Genomic DNA, 16,494 nt, shown 5'->3' with positions numbered 1-16,494 from the left:
TGCGCGAGGCAGAGAGAGATGGCCCTTCCCCTGGCACCGATTGCCGTGATGGCGGCGAAATATGGCGCGGTTGCGCTGGCAGGCTATGCTGTTGCGCGCCAGATCCAGCCCGGACGCACGGATCAGAAGATTGAGGACGCGTTTGACGAGATGGCCGAGGGGATCAGCGCGCATCGTCCGCGCGACCGCGAGCAGGTAAACGGCGCGCTGCGCTTCCGTCGGGTGGTGCGTCTGGGCGTGAACGGGCCGGGCTTCGAGATTGACGCCAGCGCCCTGGGGCGGCTGCGGATGCGCCGCGTATGAGCGGGCTGACGCTCTATCACAGCCATAGCTCGCCCTATGTGCGCAAGGTGATGGTGCTGGCGCATGAGGCCGGGATTCTGGATCAGATCACGATTGTCGAGAATGCCTCTGGCACGCCGCTGGATGCAGGAAACGCGCCGGTCGCGGCCAATCCGCTGGGCAAGGTGCCCACGCTGACACGCGGCGATGGTGCGGCGCTCTATGACAGCCGGGTGATCTGTCAGTATCTGGATGCGCGGGCCGGGTCGGGCTTCCTGCCCGAGGGCGCGCGCAGATGGGATGCGCTGGTGCTGGAAGCCACCGCGGACGGGATGCTCGATGCTGCGCTGCTGATGGTCTATGAGGCGCGGCTGCGCCCTGAAGAGCTGCGTTTCGCGCCCTTTGTCGAGGGGCAATGGGCCAAGATCGCGCGGGCGCTGGATGTGGTCGAGGAGCGCTGGATGGCTTATCTGGCCGGGCCGCTGTGCCTCGGGCAGATCGCGCTGGCCTGTGCGCTGGGCTATCTGGATCTGCGCCATGGGGCACGCGACTGGCGGGCCACGCGCCCGGCCCTTGCGGCATGGTTTGCGAAGATGGATGCGCGCGAGAGCCTGCGCCAGACACGGCCACCAGCAGCGTAAGCGCTGTTTGCGCTGACGCTGCTGCAATGCGGCGCAGCCGCCGGAAAACCACTGAAATTATGGCAAACTGCGACACCATATCCCGGATTCGCGGCTAGACGGGCTTGGCTTTCCCCGCTAAATACCCGCTTTGAGAGGCTGCGGTTTACCGTGGCCGGATCACCAATTGCAGCCTCGTACCCACTGAAAAGGGAGAATGCTCGTGTCCCACTCTGAAGACCACGACGCCACCCGCAGGGATTTCATCTATTATGCCACAGCCGGCGCCGGTGTGGTCACGGCTGGCGCCGCTGTCTGGCCGCTGGTCAATCAGATGAACCCTTCGGCCGATGTTCAGGCGCTGTCATCGATCTTTGTCGATGTCGGCGGGCTGGAACCGGGCGGCCAGTTGACTGTGAACTTCCTTGGCAAGCCGGTCTTCATCCGTCGCCGCACGGCCGAAGAGATCGAGGATGCCCGTTCGGTCAGCCTGGGGGAGTTGAGCATTGACCGCGACTCGCGCAATCCCAACAAGCCGGGGACGGACGCATCCGACGAGAACCGCACGCTGGATGACGAGGGTGAGTGGCTGGTCATGATCGGGGTCTGCACCCATCTGGGCTGTGTGCCGCTGGGCAATGGCGCGGGCGATTTCAACGCCTGGTTCTGCCCCTGCCACGGGTCGCATTATGACACGGCAGGGCGTATCCGTCGCGGTCCCGCGCCCGAGAACATGCATATTCCGGTCGCGGCCTTTGTCGACGACACCACGATTCAGCTCGGCTAAGGGAGGCGCGTTAGATGTCTGGTATTCCTCACGATCATTACGAGCCCAAGACCAACGCTGAAAAGTGGGTCCATCGGCGGCTTCCGATTATCGGTCTGATCTATGACACGATCATGATCCCGACCCCCAAGAACCTGAACTGGATGTGGATCTGGGGCATCGTGCTGATGTTCTGTCTGATCCTGCAGATCGTCACCGGCATTGTTCTGGTGATGCATTACACGCCCGATGCCAGCATGGCCTTTGCAAGTGTCGAGCATATCATGCGCAATGTGAATGGCGGGCATATGCTGCGCTATCTGCATCAGAACGGCGCGATGCTGTTCTTCGCCGCTGTCTATATCCATATTTTCCGGGGCCTCTATTACGGCAGCTACAAGACGCCGCGCGAGATCACCTGGATCATCGGCATGCTGATCTATCTGCTGATGATGGCCACCGCCTTCATGGGCTATGTGCTGCCCTGGGGGCAGATGTCCTTCTGGGGTGCGACCGTGATCACTGGTCTCTTCGGGGCCATCCCCGGTATCGGTGAGGCGCTGCAGACCTGGCTGCTGGGCGGGCCTGCGGTGGGCAATGCAACCCTGACGCGCTTCTTCTCGCTGCATTACCTGCTGCCCTTTGTGATCCTGGGTCTGACGATCCTGCATGTCTGGGCCTTCCACACCACGGGCAATAACAACCCGACCGGGGTGGATGTGCGCCGTGGCTCGAAAGAGGAAGCCGAGAAGGACACGCTGCCTTTCTGGCCCTATTTCGTGATCAAGGATCTGTTCGCGCTGGCGGTGATCCTTGCGCTGTTCTGGGCGCTGGTGGGTTTCATGCCCGGCTATCTGGGCCATGCCGATAACTATATCGAGGCCAACCCGCTGGTGACGCCCTCGCATATCGTGCCCGAATGGTACTTCCTGCCCTTCTACGCGATCCTGCGCGCCTTTACCGCCGATGTCTGGGTGGTGATCGCGGCCAACTGGCTGACCTTCGGGATCGTGGACGCGGCCTTCTTCGGGGTGCTGGCCATGTTTGCCGCCATCTTCGTCATGGCGCTGGTGCCCTGGCTGGACACGTCTTCGGTACGGTCTGGCCGCTATCGCCCGATGTTCAAATGGTGGTTCTGGCTGCTGGTGGTGGATTTCTTCGTGCTGATGTGGGCAGGTGCCATGCCGGCGGAAGGTATCTACACCACCATCGCGCTGATCGGCACGGCCTATTGGTTCGCGTATTTCCTGGTCATCCTGCCCATTCTGGGTGTGATCGAGAAACCGCTGCCGCAGCCTGCGACGATCGAGGAAGACTTCAAGGCTGGGCTGAAGAAGAAAACCTCGGGCGATGATGGCCCCTCGGCAGAGCCGATCCCGGCTGAGTGAACACGGAAAACAGGAGAGACATGATGTTCAGAAAACTCGCTGCTTCCGCACTCACGGCGGCAACCCTCGCAGCTACCCCGGCCCTGTCGGCCGGGGGATTGGGCGAAATCACCGATTTCAGCTTCACCTTCGAGGGCCCGTTCGGCACCTATGACCGCAACCAGCTTCAGCGCGGCTTGCAGGTCTATCACGAGGTCTGCGCGGCCTGCCACGGTCTGCAATTCGTGCCCTTCCGCACACTGTCGGATCGCAACGGCCCGCAACTGCCCGAAGACCAGATGCGCGCTTTCGCGGAAATGTACGAGGTCTGGGACAATGAGCTGCGCGACTGGCGCACAGCGACCGGCCCCGACCATTTCCCCGAATCGCAATTCGAGGGCGCACCGGATCTGAGCCTGATGGCCAAGGCCCGTGTCGGTTTTGAAGGCCCCTATGGGCTGGGTCTGAACCAGTTGTTCCGGGGTCTGGGCGGGGCGGAATATATCGCCTCTTTCCTGCTGGGCTATACTGGCGAGGAAGAGATTCAGGCCGGATCGACCTTCTATTACAACAAGGCCTATGATGGCTGGGTATCGATGAACCCGGTCCTGTTCGAAGACATGCTGGTCTATGCCGATGGGACATCTGCCACCAAAGAGCAGATGGCGGTGGATGTCGCGGCCTTCCTGATGTGGACAGCAGAGCCGAAGCTGATGGAGCGCAAGCGCGCGGGCTTTGTCGGTGTGATCTTCCTGTCGGTGCTGGCGGCGCTGTTGTACCTGACCAACAAGCAGCTTTGGGCCCCGGTCAAGGCGGCGGCCAAGAAAGACTGACCCGTCTTGCAGATCGACTGGAAAGCGCGCCCCGCAAAGGCGCGCTTTTCGCTTTTCAAGGTCGGGTGTTCAGGATAGCCCTGCGGCTAGTTAACCTGTGAAAGACCCCTGCCCCATGTCCGACAATCTGCGCGGTGCCATTCTGATATCGCTGGCCATGGCCGGTTTTGCGCTGGAAGACATGTTCATCAAGCTTCTGGCTGATACCGTGCCGGTCGGGCAGATCCTCGTTCTGCTGGGGCTGGGCGGGGCTGTCGCCTTCGGCCTCATCGCGCATCGCAAGGGGCAGCCGGTGCTCTCGCCTGCGCTGCTGTCGCGTACCATCCTGATCCGCAATCTGGCCGAGATGATCGGCACTGTGGGATTCGTGCTGGGTTTCGTGCTGGCAAGCCTTGCCACGGCCTCTGCCATCCTGCAGGCCACGCCGCTGATGGTGACACTGGGCGCGGTGGTGTTTTTCGGCGAGAAGGTCGGCTGGCGGCGCTGGAGCGCGATTTTCGCGGGGTTCCTCGGCGTCCTGCTGATCGTGCGCCCCGGCATGGCCGGGTTTGAGCCTGCGAGCATCCTCGCGGTGATCGGGGTGCTGGGGCTGGCCGGGCGCGATCTGGCCACGCGCGCCGTGCCGCGTGCCATTTCCAGCTATCAGCTCTCGACATGGGCATTTTTCATGATGATCCCGGCAGGCGTCTTTCTGATGCTGGCGATGGGCGAGGCCCCGGTGGGGCTGGATCTGGCGCAGATCGTCAAGCTGGGTTCGGCGCTGGGCATCGGGGTTTTCGCCTATTACGGGATCGTCGCGGCGATGCGGATCGGCGAATTGTCCTTCGTCACGCCGTTTCGCTACACGCGGATGCTGTTTGCGCTGATCATCGCGGTTCTGGTCTTTGGCGAGCGCCCGGACGGGCTGACCCTGACTGGCGCGGGCATAATTATCTGCGCGGGGCTGTTCACGCTCTGGCGCGAGCGCAAAGTAGCCTAGAATCTGCGGCGGATGAGCGCTATAGAGCCTGTAATTGCACCACGCGAAGGGACAGGCGTATGAGCACCATCATCGATATTATCGGCCGCGAGATTCTGGACAGCCGGGGCAACCCGACGGTCGAGGTGGATGTCATCCTTGAAGACGGCACGATGGGGCGCGCGGCTGTGCCCTCGGGGGCCTCGACCGGGGCGCATGAGGCGGTCGAAAAACGCGATGGCGACAAGGCGCGCTATATGGGCAAGGGTGTGCTGGAAGCCGTCGCTGCCGTGAATGGCGAATTGGCCGAGGCGCTGGTGGGCTTTGACGCCACCGAGCAGGTGGCGATTGACGGCGCGATGATCGAGCTTGATGGCACCACGAACAAGGGTCGTCTGGGCGCGAATGCGATTCTGGGCGTGTCGCTGGCTGTGGCCAAGGCGGCTGCGGAATATACCGGCCAGCCGCTTTATCGCTATGTCGGCGGCACTTCGGCGCGCACCCTGCCGGTGCCGATGATGAATATCATCAACGGCGGCGAGCATGCCGATAACCCGATTGATATTCAGGAATTCATGATCATGCCGGTGGCCGCCACGAGTATCCGTGAGGCGGTGCGCATGGGCGCAGAGGTCTTCCACACGCTGAAAAAGGAATTGTCCGCGGCGGGGCTGTCCACGGGCATCGGCGATGAGGGCGGCTTTGCGCCGAACCTGTCTTCGACCCGCGACGCGCTGGATTTCATCCTGAAATCCATCGAAAAGGCAGGCTACCGCCCCGGCGAGGATATCGCGCTGGCGCTGGATTGCGCCGCGACCGAATATTACCGCGATGGCAAATATCACATGACGGGCGAAGGCGCGGTGATGACGCGCGACGAGAATGCCTCTTATCTGATGGGGCTGGTCAAGGATTATCCGATTATCAGCATCGAGGATGGCATGGCCGAGGATGACTGGGACGGCTGGGCCAAGCTGACCACGCTGATGGGCGACAAATGCCAGTTGGTGGGCGACGATCTGTTCGTGACCAACCCGGCGCGTCTGGCCGACGGGATCGCGCAGGGCTGCGGCAACAGCCTGCTGGTCAAGGTCAACCAGATCGGCACGCTGACCGAGACGCTGGCGGCTGTGGATATGGCGCATCGCGCGCGGATGAGCTGCGTGATGTCGCACCGCTCCGGCGAGACCGAGGATGCGACGATCGCCGATCTGGCGGTGGCCACGAATTGCGGGCAGATCAAGACCGGCTCGCTGGCGCGGTCTGACCGGCTGGCGAAATACAACCAGTTGATCCGCATCGAGGAAGGCTTGGGCGAGACGGCGGTTTTCGCCGGGCGCTCGATCCTGCGCTGAACGGCTGATTTCGGATTTCTTGCGGCCCGCATCCCCGGATGCGGGCCGTTTTTCATTCAAATTGAATGCAACTACCGGGCCGCCGCGGGGCGCGGTTAAAGGTTTCTTAGGAGAGCGCGGGCATTCTTGGTCCCGGAGCAGGCTATCTTGTCAGGAGGTGGGGGCCGCCATGTCTGGATTCCCGATCATGTCATCACCGCATAGCATCCCGGTCTATCAGAAATCCGGGGTTGCGACGGCACCGCCCCCGGTATCGAATGACCTGGCCGCGACCAAGCCGGTCACGGCGGTGGCCGTGCAGCAGATGCGTAAGGGAGAAAGCATGCCCGCGCTGGCGCGCCATGTGCTTCCGCCCCCGCAGGACAAACGCGCGCGGCTGGTCGGTCCGCCGCCCGCTTTCGAGGTGAATGTCCTGCAGCATATGCGGGAAACGCGCGGGGCGCCCGAAACCCCCGCGCCCGCAGACAGTGACGGCGTGACAGCACCCGGTGCGGTCACGCAAAACGCGGACGAAGCTGTCGCAACCGAGGACATGGCGGCACAGACAGTCTACACCACGCTGGGCGGGCTTGGGTCAGGCGCGGATGACAATGCACAGGCGATGATCGACAAGGTGCTGTGACCGCCGCCTGTACCGCGGCGGCATGGCGCGGCGGCAGGCTCAGGCGGATTGCAGAATGCGGGTCAGGTCGGAAAGCGGCAGATCGACCGGATTGACTTTGCAGCAGGAGGAGGAGAGACGCGCTTCCTGCGCGAGCACCGCATGATCTTCGGGTGCGACGCCCAGCGCGGCGCGCCGTGGCAGGCCGTGACCGGCGCTCCAGTCGCGGAACGCCTGCAGGTCGCCAAGTTCGGCTGCAATCTGGTCGAGAATCCAGGCGATGCGCATGCGCGGGGCTGTCGGGGGCTGTGTCGCGGGGGCGTGGCACGGCGGCAGGCTCAGGCGGATTGCAGAATGCCGATCAGGTCGGACAGGTCCAGATCGACCGGATTGGCTTTGTAGGAGGAGGACAGACGCGCTTCTTGCGCGAGCGCCGCATGATCTTCGGGCGCGACGCCCAGCGCGGCGCGCCGTGGCAGGCCGTGACCGGTGCTCCAGTCGCGGAACTCTGTCAGGCTGCCATATTCGGCGCTGATCTGGTCCAGAACCTAGGTGATGCGCATGCGCGGGGCTGTCGGGGGCTGTGTCGCAGGAGCGTGGCACGGCGGCAGGCTCAGGCAGATTGCAGGATGCCGATCAGGTCGGAGAGCGGCAGATCGACCGGATTGGCTTTGTAGGAGGAGGAGAGACGCGCCTCTTGCGCGAGCGCCGCATGATCTTCGGGCGCGACGCCCAGCGCGGCGAGCCGTGGCAGGCCGTGACCGGCGCTCCAGTCGCGGAACTCTGTCAGGCTGCCATATTCGGCGCTGATCTGGTCCAGAACCCAGGTGATGCGAGCGCGTGCGGGACTGTCCGGGGCGGTGGCGCGCTGATTGGCCAAGAGCACGGGCGCGAGCAAGGCGCCGCATATGGCGCCATGCGCCGCGCCGGTCTGCCCGCCGATCACGCCCGCGAAACCATGCACTGCGCCGAGGCCCGCATTGGCCAGCGCGATCCCGCCGCAAAGGCTGGTCAGGGCCATGTCATCCCATGCGCCGGTATCGCCCTGATCCATCAGCCTGCGCAGGGCCGACAGGCCGCGCGGGATCGCCTCGCGGCAGAGCGCATCGGTCAGCGGATTGGCGCAGGCGCAGATGAAGGGCTCGATCACCTGCGTGATCGCATCCAGCCCCGAGGCCAGAATGACCGGTTTCGGGCAGGAAAGGCACAGTTCCGGATCGACCAGCGCGAGGGTCGGATAGAGGCGCGGGTCGCGCAGGCTGACCTTGCGCCGCGCCTGCGGCACCTGAATGACGGCGTTGCGGGTGGCCTCGGCCCCGGTGCCTGCGGTGGTGGGAATGGCGATCAGCGGCAGCGGGGGTGCATCCAGCGGCTGGCCCTCGCCCACCACTTCGAGATAGCGCAGCGCCCCATGCGGGGCGGGGATGAGGGCGGCAAGCGCCTTGCCATGGTCGATCACGGCCCCGCCGCCCAGCGCGATGACAAGATCGGGCGCGAAGGGGCGGGCCAGCGCCAGATTGGCCTCGATGGCGGGCAGGTCGGGTTCGCCGCGTGCGGTCAGCTCCAGAACCGCGCCGGTCTTGCGCAGCGCACACGCCAGATCCTCTGCCTGCCCGACCGAGGCCGAGCGCAGCAGCAGGACGCGCTTCCCCTGCCCCGCCGCATGGCCGGGCAGATCGCGGAAGGCGCCGCGCCCGAAACGGATGGTGCTGGCAGTGGCGAAGGCGAAAGGGGTCATGCTCAGACGCCCGGCACGGCATTCACCGCGCGTTTCCAGCGGGCGTCGCGCTGATTGCGGCTGGCGGGCAGGTCGGGGTCGCCGCGTGCGGTCAGGCCCAGCAGCGCGCACGCCAGATCCACGGCCCGCGCGGCCGAGGCCGAGCGCAGCAGCAGGACGCGCTGCCCCTGCCCTGCCGCGTGGCCGGGCAGATCGCGGAAGGCGCCGCGCCCGAAGCGGATGGTGCTGGCGGTGGCGAAGGCGAAAGGGGTCATGCTCAGACGCCCAGCACGGCATTCACCGCGCGTTTCCAGCGGGCGTAGCGCTGGGCGCGGCTGGCATCGTCCATCCGGGCGTTGAACTGGCGCTCGACGGCCCAGCCCTTTGCGAAATCCTGCATTCCCGGCCAGACGCCCGCGCGCTGGCCCGCAAGCCATGCCGCGCCCAGCGCCGTGGTTTCCAGCACTTGCGGGCGGTCCACGGGTGCGCCGATGATGTCGGACAGGAATTGCATCGCATAGTCATTCGCGGCCATGCCACCATCGACGCGCAAGCTGGGTTGCGCGCCCGCGCGGGTCCAGTCGGCCTGCATGGCTTCCAGCAGGTCGCGGGTCTGGTAGCCGACCGATTCCAGCGCGGCGCGGGCAAATTCGGCGGGGCCGGAATTGCGGGTCATCCCGAAGATGGCGCCGCGTGCTTCGGGCTTCCAATAGGGTGCACCGAGACCCACGAAAGCGGGCACAAGGATCAGATCCTGGCTTGGGTCGGCCTGTTCGGCCAAGCCTTGCGTCTCTGGGGCGGCGCGGATCACTTTCAGCCCGTCGCGCAGCCATTGCACCACGGCACCGGCGATGAAGATCGAGCCTTCGAGCGCATAGGTGGGTTGGCCGTCAAGCTGGTAGGCGATGGTCGTGAGCAGTTTATTGGTCGAGGCGACCGGGGTTTCGCCGGTGTTCAGCACCGCGAAACAGCCGGTGCCATAGGTCGATTTCATCATGCCGGGGGTGAAGCAGGCCTGGCCGATGGTCGCGGCCTGCTGATCTCCCGCAACGCCGAGAATGGGGATTTCATGGCCGAAGAGATCGGCGCGGGTATGCCCGAAATCTGCAGCGCAATCGCGCACTTCGGGCAGCATTTCGCGGGGGATATCAAAGAGGTCGCAGATGGTCTGGCTCCAGCGGCCCTTGTGGATGTCATAGAGCATGGTCCGCGCGGCATTGGTGGCGTCGGTGGCATGCACCCGGCCGCCGGTCAGGTTCCAGATCAGCCAGGTATCGACCGTTCCAAAGGCCAGTTCGCCGCGTTTGGCGCGGTCGCGGGCACCGTCAACCGTGTCGAGGATGTATTTCAGCTTGGTGGCCGAGAAATACGGATCCGCCAGCAGCCCGGTGCGGGCGGTGATCATCGGCTCCTGGCCATCTGCGCGCAGTTGTGCGCAGAAATCGGCGGTGCGGCGGTCCTGCCAGACAATCGCGTTATGAATGGGCTTGCCGGTCTTGCGGTCCCAGACCAGCGTGGTTTCGCGCTGGTTGGTGATGCCGATGGCCGCGATCTCGCGCGCCGAAAGCCCCGCTTTCTCGATCGCGGCGCGGGCGGTGGCGGCAGTGGTGGCCCAGAGGTCAGAGGGATCATGCTCGACCCAGCCCGATTGGGGATAGGCTTGGGGAAATTCCTCTTGCGCGATGGATTTGATCGTCATCTTCGCGTCAAAGACAATCCCGCGGCTTGAGGTCGTGCCCTGATCGAGCGCCAGAATATGGCCCATCTTTCTCCTCCCGGTCCTCTGCCCCCTGTCCGGGGTCTGCTATGGCAAGTCATGCGGCTCTGTCGGGCCGTCGTCCAGTCATAAAAAGGGCGAAGCAGTCCTGAGCCTGCTTCGCCTGAAGTCGGTCAGGGCCGCAATGGTGCGCGGCCCTGACACGGAGGGTCACTCGGTCCAGCGCCGGATCAGCTCTTCATAGGCGATGGTGATCGGCTCGCCTTTTTCATCGTCGAGCTTCGGCCAGGGCGCACCGGGTTGCGACAGCCAGTATTCATCGTCGCGCATCTCGTTGAGCATCGGACCCACATCGCCCTGAACGCCGGAGCGCTCGATCCGGGCCATGATGGCATCCTGCTGATCGCAGAGCGAATCCATCACTTCCTGCGCGCTGCGCAGCCCTGAGGAGGCATCGCCGATATTCTGCCACCACAGCTGCGCCAGACGCGGGTAATCGGGCACGTTGAAGCCGGTATCGGTCCAGAGTTCGCGCTCGGGCGAGCGGTAGAATTCGACGAGGCCACCCAGCCGCGGTGCGCGTTCGGTGAAGCTGTCATGCTGGATGGTGGATTCGCGGATGAAGGTCAGACCGTAATGGGACTTCGCGACATCGACGGTCTTGGAAGCGATGAACTGGCCATAGAGCCATGCGGCCTGCGACCGGTCCACTGGGGTCGATTCCAGGAGCGTGACCGAGCCCGCATCCTGATAGCCGACCTTCATGCCCTCTTGCCAGTAGCTGCCATGCGGGCTGGGGGCCATGCGCCATTTCGGCGTGCCATCCTCGTTCATCACCGGCAGATCATCGGCCACCATATCGGCGGTGAAAGCGGTGTACCAGAAGATCTGCTGGGCGACATTGCCCTGTGCCGGGATCGGCCCTGCTTCGGAGAAGTTCATGCCGGTGGCTGCGGGCGGGGCATAGTTGTTGAGCCAGTCCACATATTTCTCGATCGAATAGACAGCTGCCGGGCTGTTGGTGGCCCCGCCGCGCGACATGCACGAGCCGACCGGGCGGAAGTTTTCGTCCACGCGGATGCCCCATTCATCGACCGGAACGCCATTGGGCAGGCCCAGATCAGAGGCACCGGCCATCGACAGCCACGCATCGGTGAAGCGCCAGCCAAGCGAGGGGTCACGGCGACCGTAATCCATATGGCCATAGACCGTCACGCCGTCGATTTCGCGGCCGGTGAAGAAGGCGGCGATATCCTCATAGGCCGACCAGTTGACCGGAACGCCCAGCGGATAGCCGTATTCCGCTTCGAATTCGGCCTGAATCTCGGGATCCGAGAACCAGTCATGGCGGAACCAGTAGAGATTGGCGAATTGCTGGACCGGCAACTGATACAGTTTGCCATCCGGGCCCATGCCCATCGAGATGCCGATGAAGTCATCCAGATCCAGATTGGGGTTGGTGAAGGCCGCGCCCTCGCCTTCCATCCAGTCGGTCAGGTTGCGCGTCTGCTGGTAGCGCCAATGCGTGCCGATCAGGTCGGCATCGTTGATATACATGTCAAAAACGTTTTCGCCGGTCTGCAACTGGGTTTGCAGACGCTCGACCACATCGCCTTCGGAAATCAGCGTATGGGTGACATTGATGCCGGTGATCGCGCTGAAGGCCGGGGCCAGGACGCGGGATTCCCATTCATGGGTGGTGATGGTTTCCGACACCACATTGATGCTCATGCCCCGCAGCGGTTCGGCGGCCTGGATGAACCATTCCATCTCGGCTTCCTGTTCCTCGCGGGTCAGGGCGGACAGGTCGCCGATATGCTGATCAAGAAACGCGCGGGCGGCGTCCATATCGGCGAAGGCCGGGTTTCCCATCACTGTGAGCGCCAAGGCGAGCGCGGTTGATGTCCTTAGTAGTCGGTTCATGCTATATCCTCCCATGGATTGAACCTGTCGTTTTCAGTCCTGCGTGTCCGGGCGATTTTCGGGCCTCACCCCCAGTTGCTCCGGGCACGCGCTCACTTGCGCGCCCTCACACCCAGCGAAACACCGCTGCGGCGTAAAGTGCGCAAATTCCCAAGGCCCACCATTGCGGCAGACCGCTTGCGGCCAGCCAGCCCGCATTGATGAAGGCTGAGCCCAGAAGCGTGATGAAGAGCCGGTCCCCGCGTGTTGTCTCGATCATCAGGATGCCGCGGCGCGGGGTTTCGGGGTAGCGGATCGCCAGAAAGGTGAAGAACAAGAGCAGGCAGGCGATCACGATGAAAAAGATTGCCGTGGGCCCGGTCCATGCCATCCAGTTGAGGTTCATGGTCTTTTCTCCCTCAGACGCGGCCCAGGGCAAAGCCCTTGGCGATGTAGTTGCGGACGAAATAGATCACCAGCGCACCCGGAACGATGGTCAGCACCCCGGCGGCGGCCAGCACTCCCCAGTCGATGCCCGAGGCGCCGACTGTGCGGGTCATGATCGAGGCGATGGGCTGCGCGTTCACCGCCGTGAGCGTGCGCGAGAGCAGCAGTTCCACCCATGAGAACATGAAGCAGAAGAAGGCGGCGACGCCGATGCCTGATGCGATCAGCGGCATGAAGATTTTGACGAAGAAGCGCGGGAAGGAATAGCCGTCGATATAGGCGGTCTCGTCGATTTCCTTGGGCACGCCGCGCATGAAGCCTTCCAGAATCCACACAGCCAGAGGCACGTTGAAGAGCGTATGTGCTAGCGCCACGGCGATATGGGTGTCGAACAGGCCCACGCTGGAATAAAGCTGGAAGAAGGGCAGCGCAAAGACAGCCGGCGGGGCCATGCGGTTGGTGAGCAGCCAGAAAAACAGATGCTTGTCGCCCAGGAAGCGGTAGCGCGAGAAGGCATAGGCGGCGGGTAGTGCGACCGCGAGCGACAGGACGGTGTTCATCACCACATAGGTGATCGAGTTGATATAGCCGATATACCAGCTGCGATCGGTCAGGATGGTGCGGAAATTGTCCAGCGTCGGGTTCTGCGGCCAGAGGGTGAACCCCCCCATGATCTCGCGATTGGTCTGCAGGCTCATCTTGATGAGCCAGTAGATCGGGATCAGCATGAAGGCGAGATAGAGCACCATGATTACATGGCGGGTGCGGATCTTGGGCAGCGCAAAGCTGCGCGCGGAGGCCGCGTAACTGTCGGTGGTTACAGCCATCTTACCGGCCCTCCGCTTTGTCGAGATTGGTCATCACGGTGTAGAACACCCAACTCACCAGCAGGATCACGAGGAAGTACATGATCGAGAAGGCCGCCGCCGGGCCAAGGTCGAACTGTCCGAGCGCCATTTTCACAAGGTCGATGGACAGGAAGCTGGTCGCGGTGCCGGGACCGCCGCCGGTGACGACGAAAGGTTCGGTATAGATCATGAAACTGTCCATGAAGCGCAAGAGGATCGCGATCAGCAGCACGCCCTGCATTTTGGGCAGTTCGATATAGCGGAACACTTTCCAGCGGCTGGCCTGGTCGATCTTGGCGGCCTGATAATAGGCCTGCGGGATGGATTGCAGACCAGCATAGGCCAGCAGCGCGACCAGCGAGGTCCAGTGCCAGACATCCATGGTCACGACGATGATCCAGGCATGGACCGGGTTGCGGGAATAGTTCCAGTTGATGCCGAGGCTGTTGAGCGTGTAGCCCAGAGCGCCGATATCGGTGCGGCCGAGGATCTGCCAGATCGTGCCGACCACATTCCACGGGATGAGAAGCGGCAGCGCCATCAGCACCAGACAGACCGAGGCCCAGACGCCCCTTTTCGGCATGCAGAGTGCGATCAGGATGCCGAGCGGGATCTGGATCGCAAGGATGATGCCCGAGAACATGAGCTGGCGGCCCAGCGCGGAATGCACCTGCCGCGAGGTCAGCACGTCCTGAAACCAGGTCAGCCCTTCCCAGAAGAACACGTTATTGCCGAATGTGTCCTGCACCGAATAATTGACGACGGTCATCAGCGGGATCACGGCAGAGAAGGCCACGAGCACCAGCACGGGCAGGACGAGGAACCACGCCTTGTTGTTCTGAATCTTGTCCATCAGACGGCCTCTCTTTGCGGGTTGGAGACAGCGTGCAAGGGCGTCACACGCCAGTCATCGACATAGACGCTGATCCGCTCGGGCCGGAATTTCAGCCGGTTGCTATCGGCGGGCACGGACATGCCTTCGGGCAGGATCGCATTGACGGGCTTGCCCGCGAATTCCGCGCGCAGGATCTGGTGGCGGCCCACATCCTCAACGCGCCTGATCGTGACGGGCAGCCCCTCGTCGCCGCTGGCCAGCGCCACGAATTCGGGGCGGATGCCGATCTGCACCCGGCCCTTGAGCGGCTTGTAGCTCCCGCCCAGCGGTATGGCATGGCCCGCGCAATGGGCGGTATTGCCGGACACTTCGGCCTCGATCAGATTCATGCCGGGCGAGCCGATGAAATAGCCCACGAATGTATGTTCGGGCGTGTCGAAGAGTTCCTCGGGCGTGCCAAGCTGGACCACGCGCCCGTCATGCATGACCACGACCTTATCGGCAAAGGTCAGCGCCTCGGTCTGGTCATGGGTCACATAGATCATGGTGTGACCGAATTCATTGTGCAGCGCCTTGAGCTGGGTGCGCAGTTCCCATTTCATATGCGGGTCGATCACGGTCAGCGGCTCGTCAAAGAGGATCGCGTTCACATCCTCGCGCACCATGCCGCGCCCGAGGCTGATCTTCTGTTTTGCATCCGCCGTCAGCCCGCGCGCCTTGCGTTTGAGCATCTCCTCCATGCCGATCATGGAGGCGATTTTCTGGACCCGCGCGGCGATATAGGCCGGATCCATGCCGCGGTTGCGCAGCGGAAAGGCCAGATTGTCGCCCACGCTCATCGTGTCATAGACGACGGGGAACTGGAAAACCTGCGCGATATTGCGCGCGACCGTATCTTCGCGCGTCACGTCGCGGTCGCCGAACAGGATGCGCCCGCGCGAGGGCACCAAAAGCCCCGAGATGATGTTCAGCAAAGTGGATTTGCCGCAGCCCGACGCGCCCAGAAGCGCATAGGCTTCACCATCGCCCCAGACGTGATCAAGCTGCTTGAGCGCGTAATCCTCTTCGCCCCTGGGGTTGGGCAGATAGGAATGCGCCAGATTGTCGAGTGTGATCTGTGCCATGCTGTTCCCCCTCAGGCCGCGGTCGCGAAAGTGGCAGGTGCGACCAGATCGCCGGATTCGGCAAAGACATAGACATGGGCGGCGTCGAGCCAGACATCGATCGGTTGCCCGAATTCGAGATCATGCACGCCATGCACCAGCCCCACCCAGGGATCGCCCGCATGGTCGAGATGCACGAAGGTTTCCGAGCCGGTGATCTCGGTCACTTTCAGGGTGCATCTGAACTGCAACGCATCCCCGTCCTGGCCGTGCAGATGCAGGTGATCGGGGCGAAAGCCCGCGCGGTAGCTTCCATCGGGCAGATTGGCCAGCGCGCCCTTGGCTGCAGCAGTCTGGCCTTCGCCGAAGCTCACCTTGTCGCCCGCCTTGATGATGCGGGTGAAATTCATCGGCGGATCCGAGAAAACCCGCGCGGTGATCGCGTCTTTGGGCTGACGATAGACAGCGGGGGTGGGGCCGAATTGCGTGACCTCGCCCTGCCACATGGTCGCGACATTGCCGCCCAGCAAAAGCGCCTCTTCGGGTTCGGTGGTGGCATAAACGAAGATCGCGCCGGATTCCTCGAAAATGCGGGGGATTTCGGCGCGCAATTCCTCGCGCAGCTTGTAATCGAGATTGGCCAGCGGTTCATCGAGCAGCACCAGTCCCGCGCCCTTGACCAGCGCGCGGGCGAGCGCGCAGCGCTGTTGCTGGCCGCCCGACAGCTCCAGCGGCTTGCGATCCAGCAGCGGCGTCAATTGCATCAGATCGGCGGCTTCGCGCACCCTGCGGTCGCGCTCGGCCTTGGACACGCCCATCAGCCGCAGCGGCGAGGCAATGTTGTCATAGACACTCATCGAGGGGTAATTGATGAATTGCTGATAGACCATCGCCACTTTGCGATCCTGCACGCGCATGCCGGTGACGTCGCGCCCTTCCCAGAGGATGCGCCCGCTCGCGGGCACATCGAGCCCCGCCATAATCCGCATGAGCGTTGTCTTGCCCGAGAGCGTGGGGCCAAGCAGCACATTCATCGTGCCGCGCTCCAGCGTCAGGTCGGTCGGGTAGATATGGGTCTGCCCCTCGACGTTTTTCGAGACGCCTTCCAATATCAGCGACATCTGTTCTCCTCCCTCAATCGAT

Annotated in this window: 18 protein-coding genes; 8 read left to right on the top strand and 10 right to left on the bottom strand. The window is 63.4% G+C overall.

Annotation, left to right across the window (positions count from 1 at the left end; all coding sequences use genetic code 11):
* Positions 1-18 precede the first annotated feature (18 nt).
* From BG457_RS13520 to BG457_RS13485, 8 genes are all read left to right on the top strand, one after another.
* Positions 19-303 carry a hypothetical protein gene (locus tag BG457_RS13520; RefSeq protein ID WP_071797683.1) on the top strand — a complete coding sequence of 95 codons (285 nt, stop codon included), beginning with the start codon at positions 19-21 and terminating at the stop codon, positions 301-303.
* A 5-nt stretch (positions 304-308) separates the two neighbouring features.
* Complete coding sequence (locus BG457_RS13515; RefSeq protein WP_139257763.1) at positions 309-923, top strand: glutathione S-transferase; 615 nt, start codon at positions 309-311, stop codon at positions 921-923.
* A gap of 202 nt (positions 924-1,125) precedes the next feature.
* A complete protein-coding gene (gene petA, locus BG457_RS13510) occupies positions 1,126-1,689 on the top strand; it encodes a ubiquinol-cytochrome c reductase iron-sulfur subunit (protein ID WP_071797763.1) in 564 nt (187 codons plus the stop codon).
* 14 nt (positions 1,690-1,703) lie between these two features.
* The gene (locus BG457_RS13505; protein WP_071797681.1) at positions 1,704-3,056 is read left to right on the top strand and encodes a cytochrome b; all 1,353 of its coding nucleotides are present in this window, start codon (positions 1,704-1,706) and stop codon (positions 3,054-3,056) included.
* A gap of 23 nt (positions 3,057-3,079) precedes the next feature.
* Positions 3,080-3,868, top strand: coding sequence for a cytochrome c1 (locus tag BG457_RS13500; RefSeq protein WP_071797762.1), 789 nt, complete (start codon positions 3,080-3,082; stop codon positions 3,866-3,868).
* Positions 3,869-3,983: 115 nt separating this feature from the next.
* Entirely contained in the window at positions 3,984-4,847 is an 864-nt protein-coding gene (locus tag BG457_RS13495) for a DMT family transporter (RefSeq protein WP_071797680.1), read from the top strand.
* Between the two features lie 59 nt (positions 4,848-4,906).
* Positions 4,907-6,181, top strand: coding sequence for a phosphopyruvate hydratase (gene eno / locus BG457_RS13490; protein ID WP_071797679.1), 1,275 nt, complete (start codon positions 4,907-4,909; stop codon positions 6,179-6,181).
* Between the two features lie 169 nt (positions 6,182-6,350).
* The gene (locus BG457_RS13485) at positions 6,351-6,803 is read left to right on the top strand and encodes a hypothetical protein (protein ID WP_139257746.1); all 453 of its coding nucleotides are present in this window, start codon (positions 6,351-6,353) and stop codon (positions 6,801-6,803) included.
* A 39-nt stretch (positions 6,804-6,842) separates the two neighbouring features.
* Here BG457_RS13485 and BG457_RS13480 read toward each other — a convergent pair whose 3' ends face one another.
* The 10 genes from BG457_RS13480 to BG457_RS13435 all read right to left on the bottom strand — a co-directional run bounded on the left by BG457_RS13480 (position 6,843) and on the right by BG457_RS13435 (position 16,472).
* Positions 6,843-7,070, bottom strand: coding sequence for a hypothetical protein (locus BG457_RS13480; RefSeq protein WP_071797677.1), 228 nt, complete (start codon positions 7,068-7,070; stop codon positions 6,843-6,845).
* Between the two features lie 325 nt (positions 7,071-7,395).
* On the bottom strand, positions 7,396-8,520 hold the full coding sequence (locus BG457_RS13475) for an iron-containing alcohol dehydrogenase (protein WP_071797676.1): 1,125 nt from the start codon (positions 8,518-8,520) through the stop codon (positions 7,396-7,398).
* Positions 8,521-8,522: 2 nt separating this feature from the next.
* On the bottom strand, positions 8,523-8,774 hold the full coding sequence (locus tag BG457_RS13470) for a hypothetical protein (protein WP_071797675.1): 252 nt from the start codon (positions 8,772-8,774) through the stop codon (positions 8,523-8,525).
* Between the two features lie 2 nt (positions 8,775-8,776).
* Positions 8,777-10,264, bottom strand: coding sequence for a glycerol kinase GlpK (gene glpK / locus BG457_RS13465; RefSeq protein ID WP_071797674.1), 1,488 nt, complete (start codon positions 10,262-10,264; stop codon positions 8,777-8,779).
* Between the two features lie 162 nt (positions 10,265-10,426).
* Positions 10,427-12,139, bottom strand: a complete 1,713-nt coding sequence (locus BG457_RS13460; RefSeq protein ID WP_071797673.1) for an ABC transporter substrate-binding protein — start codon at positions 12,137-12,139, stop codon at positions 10,427-10,429.
* A 106-nt stretch (positions 12,140-12,245) separates the two neighbouring features.
* On the bottom strand, positions 12,246-12,524 hold the full coding sequence (locus BG457_RS13455; RefSeq protein WP_071797672.1) for a DUF2160 domain-containing protein: 279 nt from the start codon (positions 12,522-12,524) through the stop codon (positions 12,246-12,248).
* A 13-nt stretch (positions 12,525-12,537) separates the two neighbouring features.
* Positions 12,538-13,392 (bottom strand): carbohydrate ABC transporter permease, encoded by an 855-nt coding sequence (locus BG457_RS13450; RefSeq protein WP_071797671.1) that lies wholly within the window; start codon positions 13,390-13,392, stop codon positions 12,538-12,540.
* 1 nt (position 13,393) lies between these two features.
* Positions 13,394-14,266, bottom strand: coding sequence for a carbohydrate ABC transporter permease (locus BG457_RS13445; RefSeq protein ID WP_071797670.1), 873 nt, complete (start codon positions 14,264-14,266; stop codon positions 13,394-13,396).
* Positions 14,266-15,372, bottom strand: a complete 1,107-nt coding sequence (locus BG457_RS13440; RefSeq protein ID WP_071797669.1) for an ABC transporter ATP-binding protein — start codon at positions 15,370-15,372, stop codon at positions 14,266-14,268. The genes BG457_RS13445 and BG457_RS13440 overlap by 1 nt, the downstream gene beginning before the upstream one ends.
* Before the next feature lie 11 nt (positions 15,373-15,383).
* Positions 15,384-16,472: an ABC transporter ATP-binding protein gene (locus tag BG457_RS13435; RefSeq protein WP_071797668.1), complete on the bottom strand. Its 1,089-nt coding sequence runs from the start codon at positions 16,470-16,472 to the stop codon at positions 15,384-15,386.
* Positions 16,473-16,494 lie beyond the last annotated feature (22 nt).

Source organism: Natronohydrobacter thiooxidans (assembly GCF_001884735.1).
In the GTDB taxonomy this organism is placed as follows: domain Bacteria; phylum Pseudomonadota; class Alphaproteobacteria; order Rhodobacterales; family Rhodobacteraceae; genus Roseinatronobacter; species Roseinatronobacter thiooxidans_A.
Note: the sequence above shows the minus strand (reverse complement) of the source record. Positions and strands in the feature narration are given on the sequence as shown.